General features: G+C 56.0%; 19 protein-coding genes, 1 tRNA gene and 1 riboswitch. Of the genes, 7 read left to right on the forward strand and 13 right to left on the reverse strand.

All coding sequences use genetic code 11. The features are described from left to right. Positions 1–61 precede the first annotated feature (61 nt). Positions 62–220, forward strand: a complete 159-nt coding sequence (locus ABJI08_RS09185; RefSeq protein WP_348401527.1) for a hypothetical protein — start codon at positions 62–64, stop codon at positions 218–220. Here ABJI08_RS09185 and hutU read toward each other — a convergent pair. The 4 genes from hutU to hutI are packed head-to-tail and all read right to left on the reverse strand — an operon-like array spanning position 198 to position 5,402. Further along, entirely contained in the window at positions 198–1,865 is a 1,668-nt protein-coding gene (hutU, locus tag ABJI08_RS09190) for a urocanate hydratase (RefSeq protein WP_348401528.1), read from the reverse strand. The two genes, ABJI08_RS09185 and hutU, sit on opposite strands and share 23 nt — an antisense overlap. Then, complete coding sequence (gene hutG / locus ABJI08_RS09195) at positions 1,862–2,662, reverse strand: N-formylglutamate deformylase (protein WP_348401529.1); 801 nt, start codon at positions 2,660–2,662, stop codon at positions 1,862–1,864. The genes hutU and hutG overlap by 4 nt, the downstream gene beginning before the upstream one ends. Further along, complete coding sequence (hutH, locus tag ABJI08_RS09200; protein ID WP_348401530.1) at positions 2,659–4,197, reverse strand: histidine ammonia-lyase; 1,539 nt, start codon at positions 4,195–4,197, stop codon at positions 2,659–2,661. Before hutH ends, hutG begins: the two co-directional genes overlap by 4 nt. Next, the gene (gene hutI / locus ABJI08_RS09205) at positions 4,194–5,402 is read right to left on the reverse strand and encodes an imidazolonepropionase (RefSeq protein WP_348401570.1); all 1,209 of its coding nucleotides are present in this window, start codon (positions 5,400–5,402) and stop codon (positions 4,194–4,196) included. The genes hutH and hutI overlap by 4 nt, the downstream gene beginning before the upstream one ends. 88 nt (positions 5,403–5,490) lie before the next feature. Here hutI and ABJI08_RS09210 point away from each other — a divergent pair, with 88 nt between their 5' ends. Beyond that, positions 5,491–6,849 carry a formimidoylglutamate deiminase gene (locus ABJI08_RS09210; RefSeq protein ID WP_348401531.1) on the forward strand — a complete coding sequence of 453 codons (1,359 nt, stop codon included), beginning with the start codon at positions 5,491–5,493 and terminating at the stop codon, positions 6,847–6,849. Here ABJI08_RS09210 and ABJI08_RS09215 read toward each other — a convergent pair. The 3 genes from ABJI08_RS09215 to ABJI08_RS09225 form a co-directional block, all read right to left on the reverse strand. Beyond that, positions 6,810–7,058, reverse strand: coding sequence for a hypothetical protein (locus ABJI08_RS09215; protein ID WP_348401532.1), 249 nt, complete (start codon positions 7,056–7,058; stop codon positions 6,810–6,812). The two genes, ABJI08_RS09210 and ABJI08_RS09215, sit on opposite strands and share 40 nt — an antisense overlap. Before the next feature lie 420 nt (positions 7,059–7,478). Then, positions 7,479–8,189: an RHO alpha subunit C-terminal catalytic domain-containing protein gene (locus tag ABJI08_RS09220; RefSeq protein WP_348401533.1), complete on the reverse strand. Its 711-nt coding sequence runs from the start codon at positions 8,187–8,189 to the stop codon at positions 7,479–7,481. Then, on the reverse strand, positions 8,190–8,546 hold the full coding sequence (locus ABJI08_RS09225; RefSeq protein WP_348401534.1) for a Rieske 2Fe-2S domain-containing protein: 357 nt from the start codon (positions 8,544–8,546) through the stop codon (positions 8,190–8,192). A gap of 205 nt (positions 8,547–8,751) precedes the next feature. On the opposite strand from ABJI08_RS09225, the gene ABJI08_RS09230 reads away from it, so the two are divergent. Next, the gene (locus ABJI08_RS09230; RefSeq protein ID WP_348401535.1) at positions 8,752–9,618 is read left to right on the forward strand and encodes a LysR substrate-binding domain-containing protein; all 867 of its coding nucleotides are present in this window, start codon (positions 8,752–8,754) and stop codon (positions 9,616–9,618) included. 55 nt (positions 9,619–9,673) lie between these two features. Here ABJI08_RS09230 and ABJI08_RS09235 read toward each other — a convergent pair whose 3' ends face one another. Further along, positions 9,674–10,249 carry a hypothetical protein gene (locus tag ABJI08_RS09235; RefSeq protein ID WP_348401536.1) on the reverse strand — a complete coding sequence of 192 codons (576 nt, stop codon included), beginning with the start codon at positions 10,247–10,249 and terminating at the stop codon, positions 9,674–9,676. A gap of 198 nt (positions 10,250–10,447) precedes the next feature. Between ABJI08_RS09235 and ABJI08_RS09240 the strand changes: the two genes are divergently transcribed. Continuing rightward, a complete protein-coding gene (locus ABJI08_RS09240) occupies positions 10,448–11,137 on the forward strand; it encodes a GntR family transcriptional regulator (RefSeq protein ID WP_348401537.1) in 690 nt (229 codons plus the stop codon). 122 nt (positions 11,138–11,259) lie between these two features. Here ABJI08_RS09240 and ABJI08_RS09245 read toward each other — a convergent pair whose 3' ends face one another. Together ABJI08_RS09245 and ABJI08_RS09250 are read right to left on the reverse strand one after the other, a co-directional pair. Next, entirely contained in the window at positions 11,260–11,865 is a 606-nt protein-coding gene (locus tag ABJI08_RS09245; RefSeq protein ID WP_348401538.1) for a glutathione S-transferase, read from the reverse strand. A 4-nt stretch (positions 11,866–11,869) separates the two neighbouring features. Further along, entirely contained in the window at positions 11,870–12,511 is a 642-nt protein-coding gene (locus ABJI08_RS09250) for an FMN-binding negative transcriptional regulator (RefSeq protein ID WP_348401539.1), read from the reverse strand. 62 nt (positions 12,512–12,573) lie between these two features. Next, a riboswitch (FMN riboswitch) is annotated at positions 12,574–12,724 on the forward strand. A 79-nt stretch (positions 12,725–12,803) separates the two neighbouring features. Between ABJI08_RS09250 and ABJI08_RS09255 the strand changes: the two genes are divergently transcribed. Beyond that, positions 12,804–13,244, forward strand: a complete 441-nt coding sequence (locus ABJI08_RS09255; RefSeq protein WP_348401540.1) for a 6,7-dimethyl-8-ribityllumazine synthase — start codon at positions 12,804–12,806, stop codon at positions 13,242–13,244. Positions 13,245–13,273: 29 nt separating this feature from the next. On the opposite strand, the gene ABJI08_RS09260 is transcribed toward ABJI08_RS09255, so the two are convergent. From ABJI08_RS09260 to dapF, 3 genes are all read right to left on the reverse strand, one after another. Further along, on the reverse strand, positions 13,274–13,993 hold the full coding sequence (locus ABJI08_RS09260; RefSeq protein ID WP_348401541.1) for a glutathione S-transferase: 720 nt from the start codon (positions 13,991–13,993) through the stop codon (positions 13,274–13,276). A gap of 81 nt (positions 13,994–14,074) precedes the next feature. After that, a complete protein-coding gene (mtaB, locus tag ABJI08_RS09265) occupies positions 14,075–15,337 on the reverse strand; it encodes a tRNA (N(6)-L-threonylcarbamoyladenosine(37)-C(2))-methylthiotransferase MtaB (RefSeq protein WP_348401542.1) in 1,263 nt (420 codons plus the stop codon). Then, positions 15,337–16,176 carry a diaminopimelate epimerase gene (dapF, locus tag ABJI08_RS09270; protein ID WP_348401571.1) on the reverse strand — a complete coding sequence of 280 codons (840 nt, stop codon included), beginning with the start codon at positions 16,174–16,176 and terminating at the stop codon, positions 15,337–15,339. Before dapF ends, mtaB begins: the two co-directional genes overlap by 1 nt. Positions 16,177–16,274: 98 nt before the next feature. Between dapF and ABJI08_RS09275 the strand changes: the two genes are divergently transcribed. Together ABJI08_RS09275 and ABJI08_RS09280 are read left to right on the forward strand one after the other, a co-directional pair. Then, positions 16,275–16,350: transfer RNA gene (locus ABJI08_RS09275), tRNA-Lys, on the forward strand. Positions 16,351–16,494: 144 nt separating this feature from the next. Further along, positions 16,495–16,791 carry a hypothetical protein gene (locus ABJI08_RS09280; protein ID WP_348401543.1) on the forward strand — a complete coding sequence of 99 codons (297 nt, stop codon included), beginning with the start codon at positions 16,495–16,497 and terminating at the stop codon, positions 16,789–16,791. Positions 16,792–17,090 lie beyond the last annotated feature (299 nt).

A 17,090-nucleotide genomic window follows, 5' to 3' on the forward strand; every position in this document is an offset into this window, starting at 1 on the left:
TAGTCACGTGGCGCATTTGGCGGGTCAACGGTCAAAAGCTGTGTGCCTTGGAGACACCGGTGTGACACAGACCCTTTGTGCAAGCTTTGGCGGGGCACAATCGCTTGCCGCCCGGATGAGTTGCACGCTGATCTGTCCGAAACTGTCCGGCACTGGCGATAACGGTACATGCCATAACCTGACCTTTTTGACGGACGTTACAAAATACCCGGCAAGTTGAGGCCGTTTTCGCGGGCACAGTCTTTGGCGATGTCGTATCCGGCATCGGCGTGGCGCATGACACCTGTGGCCGGGTCGTTCCACAACACGCGGCCAATACGGCGGTCTGCGTCTTCGGATCCGTCACAACAGATCACCATGCCCGAATGCTGCGAAAAGCCCATGCCGACGCCCCCGCCGTGGTGCAACGACACCCATGTCGCGCCGGAGGCTGTGTTAAGCAGCGCGTTTAGCAGTGGCCAGTCGGACACAGCATCAGAGCCGTCTTTCATGCTTTCGGTTTCGCGGTTTGGCGATGCAACAGAGCCTGAATCAAGATGGTCACGACCGATGACAACTGGGGCACTCAGCTCACCTGTGCGCACCATTTCGTTGAAGGCGAGGCCCAGTTTGTGACGCACGCCCAGACCAACCCAGCAGATACGAGCCGGCAGGCCCTGAAACTCGATACGTTCGCGCGCCATGTCCAGCCAGTTGTGCAAATGCTTGTCCCCGGACAGGATTTCTTTGACCTTGGCGTCGGTTTTGTAGATGTCTTCTGGATCGCCAGACAGTGCCGCCCAACGAAACGGGCCAATGCCACGGCAAAACAGCGGGCGGATATAGGCTGGTACGAAGCCCGGGAAATCAAACGCATTTTCAAGGCCTTCTTCCAGCGCGACCTGACGGATGTTGTTGCCGTAGTCGAATGTCGGCACACCCATTTTTTGCAGATCAATCATCGCCTGAACATGCACGCGCATCGAGGCGCGCGCCGCGACCTCAACTGTTTTGGGATCGCTTTCGCGTTTTTCTTTCCATTGCGCCATGGTCCAGCCTTGCGGCAGGTAGCCGTTGATCGGGTCATGTGCGGAGGTTTGGTCGGTTACCATGTCAGGGCGCACGCCCCGGGCCGCGATTTCGGCAAACACGTCCGCTGCGTTGCCCAACAGGCCAACCGATTTGGCTTTGCCTGCTGCTGTCCATTTGTCAATCATGGCCAACGCGTCGTCCAGCGTGTCGGCGCGCTCGTCCACATAGCGGGTGCGCAAGCGAAAATCGATGCTGTCAGGATTACACTCAACCGCCAGACAACAGGCCCCTGCCATCACAGCCGCCAAAGGCTGAGCGCCGCCCATTCCACCAAGCCCGCCTGTCAGAACCCATTTGCCTTTCAGGTCGCCGCCGTAGTGCTGACGACCAGCCTCGACAAAGGTTTCATAGGTGCCCTGAACGATGCCTTGGGATCCGATGTAAATCCAGGACCCCGCCGTCATCTGGCCGTACATGGCCAGCCCCTTTTTATCGAGCTCGTTAAAGTGATCCCAATTGGCCCAGTGAGGCACAAGATTTGAGTTGGCGATCAACACACGCGGCGCATCTTTGTGGGTTTGGAACACGCCAACCGGTTTGCCGGATTGCACCAGAAGGGTCTGATCCTCTTCCAGGTCGCGCAAGGCGCTAACGATCAGATCAAAGTCTTTCCACGTGCGGGCCGCGCGGCCAATGCCGCCATAGACCACCAGCTCATGCGGGTTTTCTGCCACATCCGGGTGCAGGTTGTTCATCAACATCCGCATTGGCGCTTCGGTCAGCCAGCTTTTCGCGGTGATGTCCGTCCCTGTTGCCGGAAAGATGTCACGGGTATTTTTGCGAGGATCGCTCATGATACGCCTTTCAAGGTGGGGGCCAAATCAGCCAGTTTTGTCAGAATAGAAACGAGGTGCGGGCGCAGCTTTGCCGCTTTGGTGTTGTCATAGGTCCATGGGGCTTTCTCGGCGGTCAGATAGGTGCTTTGGGCCAGTTCCATTTGGATCGCATGTAACCCTTCTGAGGGGCGCCCATAATGGCGCGTGGTCCAGCCGCCTTTGAAGCGCTCGTTTGTGATGGATGAATACCCCGGGGCATTGGCGCAGATGTCCTGCGTGATGCTTTCGATTTCGGGCGCACAGGTGGTGCCAAGGTTTGTGCCGATGTTGAAGTCGGGCAAAATGCCTTCAAACAGGAATGGAATGTCAGAGCGGATCGAATGACAGTCATAAAGGATGGCAAACCCATGCGTGGCCCGCACACGGTCAAGCTCTGCCTGCAAGGCCGCATGGTAGGGTGTGTGGAACGCTGCCTGACGCGCTTTTACGGCGGTGTCATCGGGCGCGATTGTCCAGATATTGTGGCCGTCAAAATCGGTGAGCGGAACCAGACCGGTGGTGTTTTGCCCGGGATACAGCGAGACACCTGAAGGATCCCGGTTGGCATCAATCACATAGCGGTGGAACGTGGCGCGCACGGATGTAACGTCAGGCAGAAGCCCATCATACAATGTGTGGATGTGCCAATCCGTATCATCCAACCCGCGCCCGCGTTCATTAAGGGCCGCGAAGATTTCGTCGGGAACATGCGTACCTGTGTGGGGCAGGCCGAGCACAATCGGGCTGTCGCCCCGGGTGACTTCGACGGGGGTCATAACGAGACCTGTGGCATGTCGATATTTGCAGCTGTCAGAATGTCACCTGAGGCAATCATTTGTGCAGCGGCTTCCAAATCGGGTGCGAGGAAGCGGTCGTCTTCCAGTGCAGCGACATCCTTGCGCACACGGGCCACCACATTTTGCAACGGTGCGCTGGTTTTCAAGGGGGCCCGAAAGTCGATCCCTTGTGCACCGCACAGCAATTCCACACCCAGAATACGGTTGAGATTTTCGACCATTGGCCCAAGTCGGCGTGCGCCATGGGCGGCCATACTGACGTGGTCTTCCTGATTGGCGGATGTCGGTGTGCTGTCGGTCACACAGGGATTTGCCAGATGTTTGTTTTCGCTCATCAAGGCAGCGGTGGTGACTTCGGCAATCATATAGCCGCTGTTGAGACCCGGATTGGGAGTCAGGAAGGGCGGCAAATTGAAGCTGAGCACAGGGTCAACGATAAGCGCAACGCGACGTTGTGCAATGGCCCCGATTTCAGCAATCGCCAGCGCGATCATATCAGCGGCAAAACCAACGGGCTCGGCATGGAAGTTCCCGCCAGAGACAATCATATCCGCGCCGATCAGCACGAGCGGGTTGTCTGTTGCCGCGTTGGCTTCGATCTCAAGCGAACGTGCCGCCATGCGCAAGACATCCATCGCCGCGCCTGTCACCTGTGGCTGACAGCGAATGCAATAGGGGTCCTGGACACGCGCATCATCGCCCCGATGGCTGTCACGGATTTCCGAACCTGCCAGCATTGCGCGCATTGTAGTGCCCGCATCAATCTGACCTTGATGGCCGCGCAACGTGTGGATTTCTGGCTGCAAGGGTGCGGTTGAACCCATGATCGCATCTGTCGACATGGCAGATGTCACCAGCGAAGAATGCGCGGCGCGCCACGCGCCAAAGAAACCGACTAGAGCCAGCGCGGTGGAAAACTGTGTGCCGTTGATCAGTGCCAGACCTTCTTTGGGGCCAAGCTCAACAGTTGTCAGACCTGCTGCGGCAAGTGCCTTGGCGCCGGGCAGGACCTGACCGTTATGCTCTGCTTCGCCGCGACCCATCAGAACCGCCGCCATATGCGCCAGCGGGGCAAGGTCGCCCGAGGCACCGACCGAACCTTGGGCGGGAATAACCGGGGTCACGCCATTGGCCAGCATGGCCTCGATCAGATCAACGATTTCAAGACGCACACCAGAGGCTCCACGCCCTAGACTGAGCAGTTTGAGCGCCATCAGAAGACGCGCATGTGACCGTGGAATGGCAGGCCCGACGCCGCAGCAATGCGACAGGATCAGATTGCGTTGCAGCGTGGCCGTGTCCTTGGGCGCGATCTTGACCGAGGCGAGCTTTCCAAAGCCTGTATTCACGCCATAAACCGCGTCGTTGCCCGCGACCGCCTTGGCGATACGCGCGTGGGCGCGTTCAATGTCGGGACGGCAGGCCGGATCAAGCCGCACAGAAGCCTCTTCCCAATAGATTTGCGCGAGATCATCCAAGGTCACCGCGCCGGGGGTCAGGGTCAGTGTGGTCACAATGTGCCTCCGAAAATGCGAGAATGAAGCGGATTAAAGCCAATTCGATAGGACAGCTCGGCGGGGTGTTTGATATCCCAGACGGCCATATCTGCCCGCATGCCAGCGGCCAGAACGCCGACGTCTGACATGCCCAATGCACGGGCCGCGTTTTGGGTGACACCGCGCAGGGTTTCTTCGGGCGTCATGCGGAACAGGGTGCAGCCCATGTTCAGGGTCAGCAACAGCGAGTTCAGCGGCGATGAGCCCGGGTTGATATCCGTGGCAATCGCCATCGGCACGCCGTGCTTGCGCAACAGGTCAATCGGCGGTTCCTGCGTTTCGCGCAACGTGTAGAACGCGCCGGGCAGGATGACGGCTGTGGTGCCTGCATCTTTCATCGCCTTCACGCCGTCCTGGTCAAGGTATTCGATATGATCGGCGGACAATGCGCCATAGCTGGCGGCCAGCCTGGCCCCACCAAGGTTGGACAGTTGTTCTGCATGCAGTTTGACAGGCAGGCCAAGTTCCGTCGCGACATCAAATACCCGCGCGATCTGATCCGGGCCAAAGGCAATGCCTTCGCAAAACCCATCGACAACATCGACAAGCCCTTGGGCGTGGGCGGCCCGCAGCGCGGGTATGCAAACCTCGTCAATATAGGCTTCGTCGCGGCCTGCGTATTCAGGGGGTGTGGCGTGCGCCCCGAGGAAAGAGGTTTTCACATGAACATTGCGATGTGTCGGAATAGCGTGCGCGACCCGCAGCATGCGCAGCTCCGTTTCAATATCGAGGCCGTATCCGGATTTGATCTCAAGGCAGGTCACACCTTCTGCAATCAACACATCCACACGGCGCAATGCATCCGACAGCAACGTATCTTCGCTTGCGCCGCGTGTTGCCTTGACGGTTGAGACGATCCCGCCACCGGCGCGCGCGACCTCTTCGTAACTTGCCCCGTTCAGGCGCATTTCAAATTCAACGGCCCGATCACCGCCATGCACAATGTGGGTATGGCAATCGATCAGCCCCGGTGTCACCAAACGCCTTTCAAGATCGACAATGTCTGCTGTGTTATATTCTGCTGGCACATCGCCCTTGGGGCCAACCCAACAAATGCGACCTGCTTCCACCGCGATTGCCGCATCTTCAATCAACCCATAGGGGGCCGTGTCATGCGCCATAGTGGCCGCTGTCAGATTGATGAATAGGGTGTTTTTGGCCATATAATTCATCCAAGTTTCCTCAATGCCCCTTTCTAAGTACGCACGTATAATTTATATGTCCATACATAAAACCGGGAGTCGTTCGAAAATGATTTTTGCAAACCAAGCTCTGATCGCAACCGGCTGGGCCAAAAATGTGCGTCTGTCATGCGCAGAAGGCCGCATTTCAGAGATAAGCACGGACCAATCCCCCAAGGACGGCGACACCCGGGTCGATGTGTTGCTGCCTGCTCTTGCCAACCTGCACAGCCACAGTTTTCAGCGGGCCATGGCGGGCATGACGGAATATCGCAAGGCGGGCAAAGACAGCTTTTGGACCTGGCGCGATCTTATGTACCGGTTCACCAAACATCTGACGCCCGAGCAAATAGAAGCCATTGCAAGTCTTGTGTTCATGGAAATGCAAGAAGCGGGCTATGCCAGTGTTGGTGAGTTTCATTACATTCATCACCAGCCAGACGGCACACCCTATGACGATATTGGCGAATTGTCGGGCCGTATTGCGGCGGCGGCTGCTGACACGGGCATCGGACTGACGCATTTGCCGGTTTTATACACATACGGTGGGGCCGGGAAAGCGCCGCTGGAAGCAGGCCAAGCCCGGTTTGGCAACTCTGTTGACCGGTTCAATGAGCTGACCGCGCGCGCGCGCGGCATTGTCGGCGCGCTTTCGCAGGATTGTCAGGTCGGCATTGCGCCCCATTCGTTACGGGCCACAAGTCCCGATGATATGGCAGCGGTTTTGCAGGCGCACCAACGCGGACCGATCCATATTCATATCGCCGAACAGCCCAAAGAGGTTGCCGATATATCGGATTGGCTTGGCGCGCGGCCGGTTGAATGGCTATTGGCCAATGCAGAGGTGAATGCAAACTGGTGCCTGATCCATGCCACCCATATGACCGGGGCCGAAACCCGGAACATGGCCCAATCCGGTGCGGTTGCGGGGCTGTGCCCGATCACGGAAGCGAACCTTGGGGACGGGCCGTTCAACGGACCCGACTACCTCGCGCATGGGGGGGCGTTTGGCGTTGGATCAGACTCTAATATACTGATTTCTCTGACGGAAGAACTGCGCACACTAGAGTATTCCCAGCGTCTGCGCGACATCGCACGCAATATCATGGTGGTGGGCGACGGGTCTGTCGGCGAAACGCTGTACTGCGGCGCAGCTAAGGGGGGTGCGCAGGCGCTCAACCGGGGCACCGGTCAAATCGTTCAAGGCGCGCTGGCGGATCTTGTGGCCATCGACAGCAGCGACCCGGCGCTCTGCGCGTTGCAATTGCACCAGCTTTTGGATGGGATTTGTTTTGCAGGCCGGGACCGCGTTGTCACCGATGTCTGGTCTGCGGGTCGTCATGCTGTCCAAGGTGGCCGACATATCAAACGCGACCAAATCATCGCCAACTATCGCTCTGCGATGCAGAGCTTGATGTCGACGCTTTGATCCACTGGACAAATCACAAGGTCCAGCACTGCATCGTCGTGACCAAGCTCTATCGGGGTTTGGTCAGAGAGCTTAAAAAAGTTTGTCAGCAACATCAAACACGTCGGTGCCGTATGCGGGTCGTCCGACAAGAAAACGCTCCGCACTTGACCCGGTCGTGCGATGCGGCGCACATCGGCCGAGCCCTTGAGCAGTTCTGGATCGAACATGAGATTGAGTTCTGTCTGCGGACCGTCAATCAAATGTGAATGAACCAAGAGCCTTCCTTCGAATTTCTATGGTTTTCGTGAACACGCATGAAGAACACCAGTTTCGTGGACCAAATCCATCGCGTTTGGCGAGACCGCGGTCAGAATACGCGTCAGATCCACGAAATCTGAAAATGGCCCTTCTGTATCAACATCCGCTCGGCTGACGCGCCACGCAACAAGATCATCTCGATGATCACCCTTAAGTCCAAACTTGCGGACATCAAGGAAGGCTTTGACCTCATGCATGCTGGCAAATCGATCCGCGCTGTGGTGGACTTCTGAGCGCCGTTTTGATCGGCATCCTGAACGAAAACGCTACCCTTGATGTCCAGGGGTTGCGCGGTCGAAACGTTTATATGGTGATACCGGCCACATTGACTACGCAGGTTCCGCCATTTCAACCTGTTCCGCATCAATCAATCGCTGAAGTTTCTTGCGGAACGTCTTGGCGCCAAGGTCGAGTCCCAGGTCAATGTTCGGCGTGACCATTTCGGCCATATTGGCGTGAACAGCTTCGAGAATGACCTTGTCTTCGTTGAATGCGATAATCGCACCGTCGTTCATTTTCTTTGAAACGTCGGCGTCGTTGGGATCTGTGTTGCGATGCTGGAACCAGATATATTGCGTGTTGTTTTCATCGACCGGCGTCATGAAATTGTATGAAATGTTGACGTAGGTCTGATTGGTCATGGGGGCGTCTTCGCCACCTGTTCCGACCGGCGTATAGATGGATTTATTCAAGGCGGTCGACGGAACGCACAGCTCATAATGCTGTTTGCGATCACAGTTGTCCTTAAATTTCACCAAATCCTTATAGTAAGGCGACGGTGGCTGACCGTGAATCCAGCGTGAAACAATCACACCGCGATCCGTTTTTTCCACCTTCAAAGGCGCGTCACCCGTGCCCGCCCCGGCAAAGGATGTCACGTGGACCCAGGCAACATGGCTGGGATCCAGCAAATTGTCGCAAACCCACAGATAATTGCAGGCGATAGGAAGCATACCGCCATCGGTGTAGCCCCAAGCCGGATTGTCATAATTTTCGATTTCAAAAATATCGTCAGGGTTTGCCAGTTCAGGATCACCCACTCAGATCCACAGCAAACGGTAGCGATCAACTACCGGGTAAGATTTAACCACCGCCCGGCGTGGAGTCATGCCGCGCTGAGTTGGCGAGTCAGTGCAGTTCCCCGTGCAGTCAAATGTCAGACCATGGTATCCACAGACAACGTTGTCACCTTCGAGTTGTCCCATCGACAGGGGAAGCTTTCGATGCGGGCATGCGTCCCCAAGCGCGACGGGCGATCCGTCATTCTGGCGATAGAAAACGACGTTCTCAATTAGCAATTTCTGAGCCTTCGGATTACGGCCGTAATCCTTGCTCCAACCAGCAACATACCAGCAATTGCGTAGAAATATTGGGTACTCTATTTCGCGTCTTGTCATCGACAAGTTGGGTCTTGGATCAACGTAGCACCATCACCTATTGTTTATGCTTAACTTTAGCTGACCTGATGACAGGTTGCATTTCTATTAGTTGGTTTTGAGGCTTGGCCTCATACGGCTTGCCTTTGAAAATGCATAGACATAACATGGAAACGTCTACCTTAGACTTTATGGCAATCCAGCTTCTTAGTTTAAGTAACAACACATGTTAAAAACGCTGCCCTTCAACGCAATTCGGACATTGGAATCTGTTGTCAGGCTCCGTGGCTTTGGGCGCGCGGCGGACGAGCTCAACATCTCGCAAAGTGCTGTTAGTCAACACATAAAACGACTTGAAGAGTGGCTGGGGCATCAGCTGTTGATCCGCCAGAACCCCAAGGTCATTCCGACAGAAAACGGCACACGTTTGGCCAATGCCGCACGCAGCGGTTTTGGCATGGTCGAGACCATTTGTGACAGCCTTCGGGATACAAAAATATCAGCAAACAAAGGGCTTTTGGTTGCCGCCCCACCGGGATTCGCCTTTGTTTGGCTCTTGCCGCGGTTGCTCGACTTTAATGACCGCCATCCGGGCATCCAAATCTCTCTGTCGACGGACCCAAAATCCCTCGACCCGACGTTGAGCGAAGCCGACGTAATCATTGCGTACAGCACCGGTGGTTTCCCCAATCTGCATTCAGAAAAACTTATGGGCGAGCGGATGTATCCTGTGTGTTCGCCGCGCCTGGCGCAAGACATCAAGACACCAGAAGACTTGGCCAATCACACCACTTTGCAGGATGGACAAGTCGCGACGGAGCATCTTTCAAACTGGGAGTTTTGGGCCACAGAGTTGGGGATCAAGCTGCCGGTGCCGCAAGGAACCCAGTCTTTCGGACAGGCCAATATGGTCATTCGGGCGGCGATCAATGCATCGGATGCTGCGATAGGACGGTGCCCCTCGGTGATGGACGCCATTGAGGCCGAGCAACTGGTACGGCCCTTTCAACAGACGGCGGAATCGCAGTTTTCCTATTGGTTTGTGTGTGCGCACAGCAGTGCAAAATCAAAGTTTACGCAGATTCGGATCTAAGCGGCCTTGGTTCCAAACAGGCACGCCGTCGATGCGTATTGTCGGATCAAGAACGTTAAGTGAGAATTCGCCGGGCGGATACCCACCACAGGTGTGAAGATGCAAAATGCGCGGGTTCCCAAATGCTCCACCGCTCCAGCGTCAAAGTGGTGCGCCGCTTCTTGTTTATAAAACACGTCACATGGATGTTGCGCGCCTTGGCCACAGCGGTGTCAATGAGCGCTTTGAGTTCGATAAATGCCAGATAGCTGGCTCCCCCAAATGAGGAGGCCAGCATCTCATGGTCCAGCGCGTAGCTCATGACTTGTGTTGTATCGCAAGTCTTGGAGTGAAATCGAATTTGATCGCCCAGACGTGCCAGAAAAACAGCGCAGTCGACTTGTTCAATTCTTGCCGCCAAATCTGGTCTGACACCCGTGGCCGCCTTACTCAGCGGGACACCATAGAGTTCTGGCTTAAATCCAAGGTCAGCGGCAACCCTTGCAACCTCATGTGCTAATTCTGGATCGTAATATCCATCTTTTTCAGTTTCATAAATAATTAGAACCGTTTCGCCCTTTTGGCACGCTGCGCAATTGATCAGCAGGTTGTGCACACCTCTGACTAACTGGCCTTGAGCATCTTCAGGCACAGCATGTCTCCTTATGACTTGCTTACAAAACAGCTGGTTTTAACCAGTTTTCACAAAATTAGGTAAGCGCGGTCACAGTCGCAATAATCGAGAAGTTATGCCGGGCATTCGCCCACCTTATGAGCCGCCGCCCATCCTTGCATAACTGGTTATTATTGCGCATATAGATAGACATAATAACGGCATTGAGGCTGACTGATGCGCACGAGCTACCGCGACATTAAAGTGGAAATTCTTAGTCGCATCCGGAACAACACATGGCCCCTTGGCACAAACCTCCCAGGCGAAATCGAACTGGCCAAAGAGTTCGGATGCGCCCGTGCAACGATGAACCGGGCCATGCGGGATCTGGTTGATGACGGTATTCTGGAGCGTAAGCGCAAAGCCGGTACCAAGGTAAAACAATCACCAGTCCGTCGCGCCCAGTTTTCAATTGCGATTGTGCGTGAAGAAGTCGAACAGGCCGGCGGTGTATATTCCTACAGCCTGATAGAGCGCGAAGTGATCCCGGCGCCCTCGTGGTTGCGCGAGCGGATCAAAGTCGCCAAAAATGCCCCGACTCTTCATATCAGATGCATGCACTATGCCGGAAAAAAACCGTACCAATTTGAGGACCGCTGGGTCAATCTTGACGTAGTTCCGGCGGCTCAGGATTTTGATTTTGAAGATGTCGGGCCAAATGAGTGGCTCTTGCAGCAAGTCCCCTTTACCACCGGCGAACTGGTTTTTTCTGCCTATAATGCATCAGAGGAAATCGCCCGGTTTTTGAAAACACCGGTTGATTCAGCTCTGTTTTCCATCGAACGGACCACTTGGTTGGACGACAAGAGCGTGACATATGCGCAGCTCTATTTCGCACGTGATCATAAGATGACATCCTATATTTAGGCGCCATGTGATCAGCACCTGAGCCACGCTCCTATTGCCATCCAGTGCGGGTATTGCAGCTCCACCCGCGCCGAGCGGAAAATTATGGCTGAAGGAGTTTGGTGACGCCCAGGTTGCCGGTGTCAGCCAGACGGAACAGTCGCCAGCATAGAGTCGCGTTGCGCAAAATCGGCGTACCAATTGGCCAAACCGTCCCGCCCCTTACGCCAGTTACGGTCGCCGTGCCGGAAATCGAGATATCCCATTGCACAACCCACCGCGATTTGCGCCATGGTGTCCGGTCCGATCAGGTGGCTCACCCAGCGTTCATTCAAAACGTCCAATGCGCCCTGAACTTTGCCCCACTGGGCCTCGATCCAAGGTGTGTATACCATCTCATCCGGGCGCACGCGCCGCTCATAGACCATGAGCACGGCCGCATCCAAAAGCCCGTCCGCCGTCGCCTCAAGCGTCAGCACATCCCAGATACGATCCTCGGGGTAAAGCTGTGCACCGGCGCGCGCTGACAAATACCGGCAAATGACCCGGCTGTCATAGATCGCCGGACCATCGGGTCGCAACAAAGCCGGGATTTTGCCCAACGGGTTGGCAGCGGCGGCCTCTGGGGCTGTGTTCACCGGTGTTGTATGCACCCCGACCAGCTCTACATCGTCGGCCTGCCCGGTCTCTAAAAGGGTTACGTGAACTTTGCGGACAAAGGGTGAGGCGGGCGAATAAATCAGTTGCATGAGGTTACTCATTTCCTTGTTCAGGTTCTGAAATTGGTGATTGCATCAGATTGGCAAGCACACGCACGTCCGCCCCAACGGGACCGGCGCTCATATGCATGGCCGCGCTTTTGCGGGCCTCTGGCGGCTTGTTCTGCCCAAGCTTCCATGTGCCCTGAACATCCGAGATTTGAAGCCGAAACGGGCGGATCATACGCAGCATGCGCTCAAAGGCATCTGTACTCATTTTGCCGCGTGTCCAGGGCGGTTTGGGCAACAACAGAGCCTCAAACTGGGCCGACAGCCGGTCAAGCAGGTCTGGCAGCATATCATCGGGCAGCGGCGCAATGGTCCCAATCAAATGCACGGCAACATAGTTCCAGGTGGGCACCTGATCCGCCACCCCGTACCAGTCGGGTGATACATACGCATCTGGCCCGCTGACGACCAACCGCACCGGGGTGCCCGCGGAAATCTCGCGCGCCATTGGGTTTGAGCGGACAAGGTGCAAATCCGCCATTGTACCGTCTTGGGACTGAATAAACGGGATATGTGACACCAACGGTGCGTCAGGTCCCGACATCGTCAACATGCCAAAGCCGCGCTCTCGGGCAAAGGCCAGATTGGTATCGCGTGTCTCTGCGCGAAAGGCCGGATTCGGGTGCATGTTCAGGGTCGCTCCAAAGTTTGATCGGATGTTGCAGCGACCGACACAAATTGGCAAGATGAACCCGTTCTCAGGGCGGGGTGAAATTCCCCACCGGCGGTATGTGGCAACGTTGCCACGAGCCCGCGAGCGGCCTGGACCTACCTCCAGGTGTCAGCAGATCCGGTGAGATGCCGGAGCCGACGGTGATAGTCCGGATGGAAGAGAACGTGCAAATGGGACGCCTCTGGGTGTGCCCATATTGTTCGTGATCGCCTTGGGTGACGTGTCTGTTACTAAAGGAGGTTATGATATGACACACACCCGATTTGCTTTCGTCAAAGCGAAATGGCACGCCGATATTGTGGATCAGGCCCTGCATGGGTTTTGCGAAAACATTCCAAAGGCGCAGGTTGATGTGTTCGACGTACCGGGTGCGTTTGAGCTGCCACTGATGGCGCGCAATCTGGCGGCCAGCGGGCGCTATGCAGCGGTCTGTTGCGCGGCGTTTGTGGTAGATGGCGGTATATATCGCCATGACTTTGTCGCCCAGGCTGTTGTCGATGGATTGATGCGGGCTGGGCTGGAGACAAATGTGCCCGTGTTGTCAGTGTCGCTGACACCGCATCACTATCAGGACACGGACCATCACAACGACATCTATCGCACGCATTTTGTCGAAAAAGGTCGTGAAGCGGCCAGTGCCGCGCTTGATTTGCTCCGATGCAGAGCAGAGTTACCTGAAGTAGCGTGATCCAAATGAGCGCCTGACGGCGCACAGGTTTAGTGTGGGGCGGACGTTGTCCGCCCCGCATCCTGCGGCAGTCGTATCTCGCCATCCAACCGGGTCATTGGATCGCCCTCTGCCCAGACAGGCAGTTTTAGCATGGTTTTCCGAAATAGGTCTGACATCAGGAATTCGTTCAGCCAGCGCTGTGTTCCAGGGCCTGCCTCGGCATCAAACCGCGGCTTGTCAATGAATGCGAACTGGCGAACAAACGGCAAGATCGCCATATCGGCCAAACGAGGTGCATCACCAAACAACCATGGGTGCGCGGCGAGTTGATTTTCAAGCGTGTTCAGAAAGGACATCGCCAAACTCCGCTGTACTTCCGGGTCGGCGCCAATATACCGGGTGTGATACTTGGTCCTGTCCAGCGCTCGCTTAAACGGACCATCGGCTTCGTCGATCAATTCGTACCCCGCTTCTGGCATGTCCAGCCAGCCATCGGGATCATTCTGACGCAAGGCCCAGATCATGATATCCAGACTTTCGTCCAGAACTCCTGCGGCCGTCTCAAGACAGGGCACCGTCCCACTTGGCGACGTCGCCAGAAACGCCGGTGCCTTATCGCGCAACAGAATTTCACGTAATTCAACATCCACACCAGCGACAGCCACAGCTAACCGGGCCCGAATAGCATAGGGGCACCGACGAAAACTATAAAGAACCGCATCGGCCATCGCGCAAAACCCCATCTTCATTTTGCCATATATACTCATTTTTGCCGAGCGAAGCGAGGCCCGGCCCAACATCTGGCAGGGGCCGTCAGGCCCCGAAGATGGCGGGAGCCCTGCCGCCGCTTAAACCGTCAACTGATGCCCCTGCCGTCCGGAAACTCGGGAGAGCACAATCGAGCCCTCGGTCTGTGCCGCATCGAATATGACTTCCGCAAATTGCTCGGTACGTCCCATATGCGGGTTTTCCATCAAAACCTGATGGTTGCGCCCAATTTGCGCCAGCAGATGTTTTTCCACCTGAGCTTCCCCTGCAGCACGCAATTGGGCCGCACGAGACTTGATGACGGTGCCATTGACCTGATTGGGAATTTTTGCGGCAGGCGTTCCGTCGCGTTTGGAATACGGAAACACATGCAACCACGTCAGATGGCAATCTGTCACCAGCTTGAGCGAATTTTCAAAATGCGCATCCGTTTCGGTTGGAAATCCGGCGATGATATCAGCACCGAACGTCATATCAGGACGCAATCTCCGCGCGTCTTCGCAAAATCGAATGGCGTCATCACGCAAATGGCGCCGCGCCATGCGCTTCAGGATCAGATCGTCACCGTGTTGCAATGACAAATGCAGATGTGGCATCAGACGCGGTTCTGTGGCGATGGCCTGCATCAACGCATCATCGGCTTCAATCGAATCAATACTGCTGATCCGCAAGCGTCGCAGGTCAGGCACCAGTTTCAGAATGCGCAGAACCAGATCACCCAGACGGGGTTCTGCAGGCAAGTCCGCCCCCCAGCTGGTCAGATCCACCCCGGTCAACACAACTTCATTGAAACCCTTGCCCACCAACCGTTTTATCTGATCAACCACAACGCCCGCTGGCACGGAACGCGAGTTCCCGCGGCCATACGGAATGATACAGAACGTACAGCGATGATCGCACCCGTTTTGCACCTGTACATAGGCGCGGCTTCTGGTGCCGAAACCGTCAATCAGGTGCCCGGCAGTTTCTGTGACTGACATGATGTCGTCGACCATGACTTTCTCTGTCTCACCGATAAAATCGGCCGCCATGCCAGCCCATGTTTCGGGCCGCATTTTTTCGGAATTGCCAATGACCGAATCGACCTCGTGCATGCCTGCAAACGTTTCGGGCTCTGTCTGTGCGGCGCATCCTGTCACGATGATCCGTGCATCCGGGTTTTCGCGGCGCAGCCGGCGGATTTCCTGACGGGCTTTACGCACGGCCTCGCCGGTGACCGCACAGGTATTCACCACAACTGCATTGTCCAGCCCGGCCTCATCAGACATTGCCTTCATCGCCTCGGTCTCATAGGCGTTCAACCGGCATCCAAGGGTGGTGAATTTTGGCGGCACGGCGACCATCAGGCCGACTCCAGAAAGCTTTGCGTAAATTCGCCGGAAAACACATGCATGGTTGGCCCGGTCATCCAGACACCATCGTCGGCCCAATCAATCCACAAAGTGCCGCCATCCAGATCAATCTGTACTTTGCGTCCGGTCAGCCCCCGACGCGCCGCAGCCACGGCAGTGGCGCAGCTCGAAGACCCTGAGGCCATTGTAATTCCGACACCCCGTTCCCAAACCCGCATGCGAATATGATCCTCGCCGATCAGCTGAGCGATCTGCACATTTGTGCGCTCCGGGAACAGCGCGTGGTGTTCGTGCACAGCGCCAAATGCGTCCAGATCAACCGAGTCGACATTGTCGACGAAAAACGTGCAATGCGGATTGCCCATGCCGGTCGCCGTCGGCGCGCCGTCGATGGGCAATTCACGCGTATCCACATCCTGCGCCAGTGGAATTTCCCGCCAGTCCAGCTGGGGCTGTCCCATGTTCACAGAGGTCAGCCCGCCCCCGGCATCCCGCGCCAAAAGCGTGCCGCGATCTGTGGTCAGTTGCAATGCGGTCTGGCCGGTTTCATCCATGATATGTCTGGCAATACAACGTGTTGCGTTGCCGCAAGCCGCAGATGTAGACCCGTCGGCATTGTAAAATGTCAGGTGTCCATCATGGCTGTCGGAAGTGATGACAGCCAGTTGATCAAACCCGACCCCACAGTGGCGATGCGCGATTGCAGTGATTTGGCGATTGGTCAAGGCAACAGCACGCGCCCGCGCGTCCACAACGACAAAATCGTTGCCCAAACCATGCATTTTCATGAAGGGTAAATTGTTATCCTGACGCGTGTTCATGGCGCGCATATACGCCTCTTCCAGATCGGTTTCCAGTAGAGTCAATTTTTTATTCAGAATCGCCTTGACCGCTATCCACAGTCAGCATAGTAACCGCGCCACAGAGTGGGCCGTTAGCTCAGTTGGTAGAGCAACTGACTTTTAATCAGTAGGTCGATGGTTCGAACCCATCACGGCTCACCACTTTTCAAAGGCTTAGGCATTAAATTGCCCATCCTGCCCTCTGCCCATCGTAGGAAGGGCAGAGGGCGGGCAATTTGTCGGGGTGATTTGACTTCTGTCTGTTCAAACGCCACACCGGTTGGCCGTTTGAACAGAAAGATATCCATGAGCCATCTAACCTTGATCCATGATCAATCTACCATCCGTGATGAAATCCTGCCGGGGTGTCAGAGGTTCCCTGTCTGGTGGACGCCTGATTCTGGCGTTGAACATGCCGGAACCGTCATTGGCGTGCGATGGCGGTGCCCTCGGTGCGGCATTGAGGGGCACGGTGTATTCGGACACGCGCGGGAGTTGCCGCTCTTGGCGAATAATGCGCTGGCGCAGTTCATCAACTCGGATGCTGCCAAGGAGGCCTGCGTTTACCACACGACCCCGGTTGAGCGTTACAGTCCGTGGTGATTGCGGTTCTCCCTCTCGGGGGCTATGTTTCAGAGGTGGTTGTTTCAAGCCCTGAACGGCCACGTTCGTTGTAGCAGACGATCTGGTGTGATGGATGCGCGTGGGCAAACCTGCATCCATCACCGCCAAATTCCCCTAGTCCCACGCTGTCTGGTCGTGCTGTTGTGCGTTATCCGTCGAAGAGGTCGGTGAGACAGGTCGGATTGCCGAGGTTCTGGCTAGAATTCCCAACTTTTTTAGGCTGCACGTGCCCATCTCTGTTGGGTTAAGGAGAGAAAAATACCAAAAAAGTCAAATCA

Source organism: Shimia sp. (genome assembly GCF_039969785.1).
Lineage (GTDB): Bacteria > Pseudomonadota > Alphaproteobacteria > Rhodobacterales > Rhodobacteraceae > Shimia.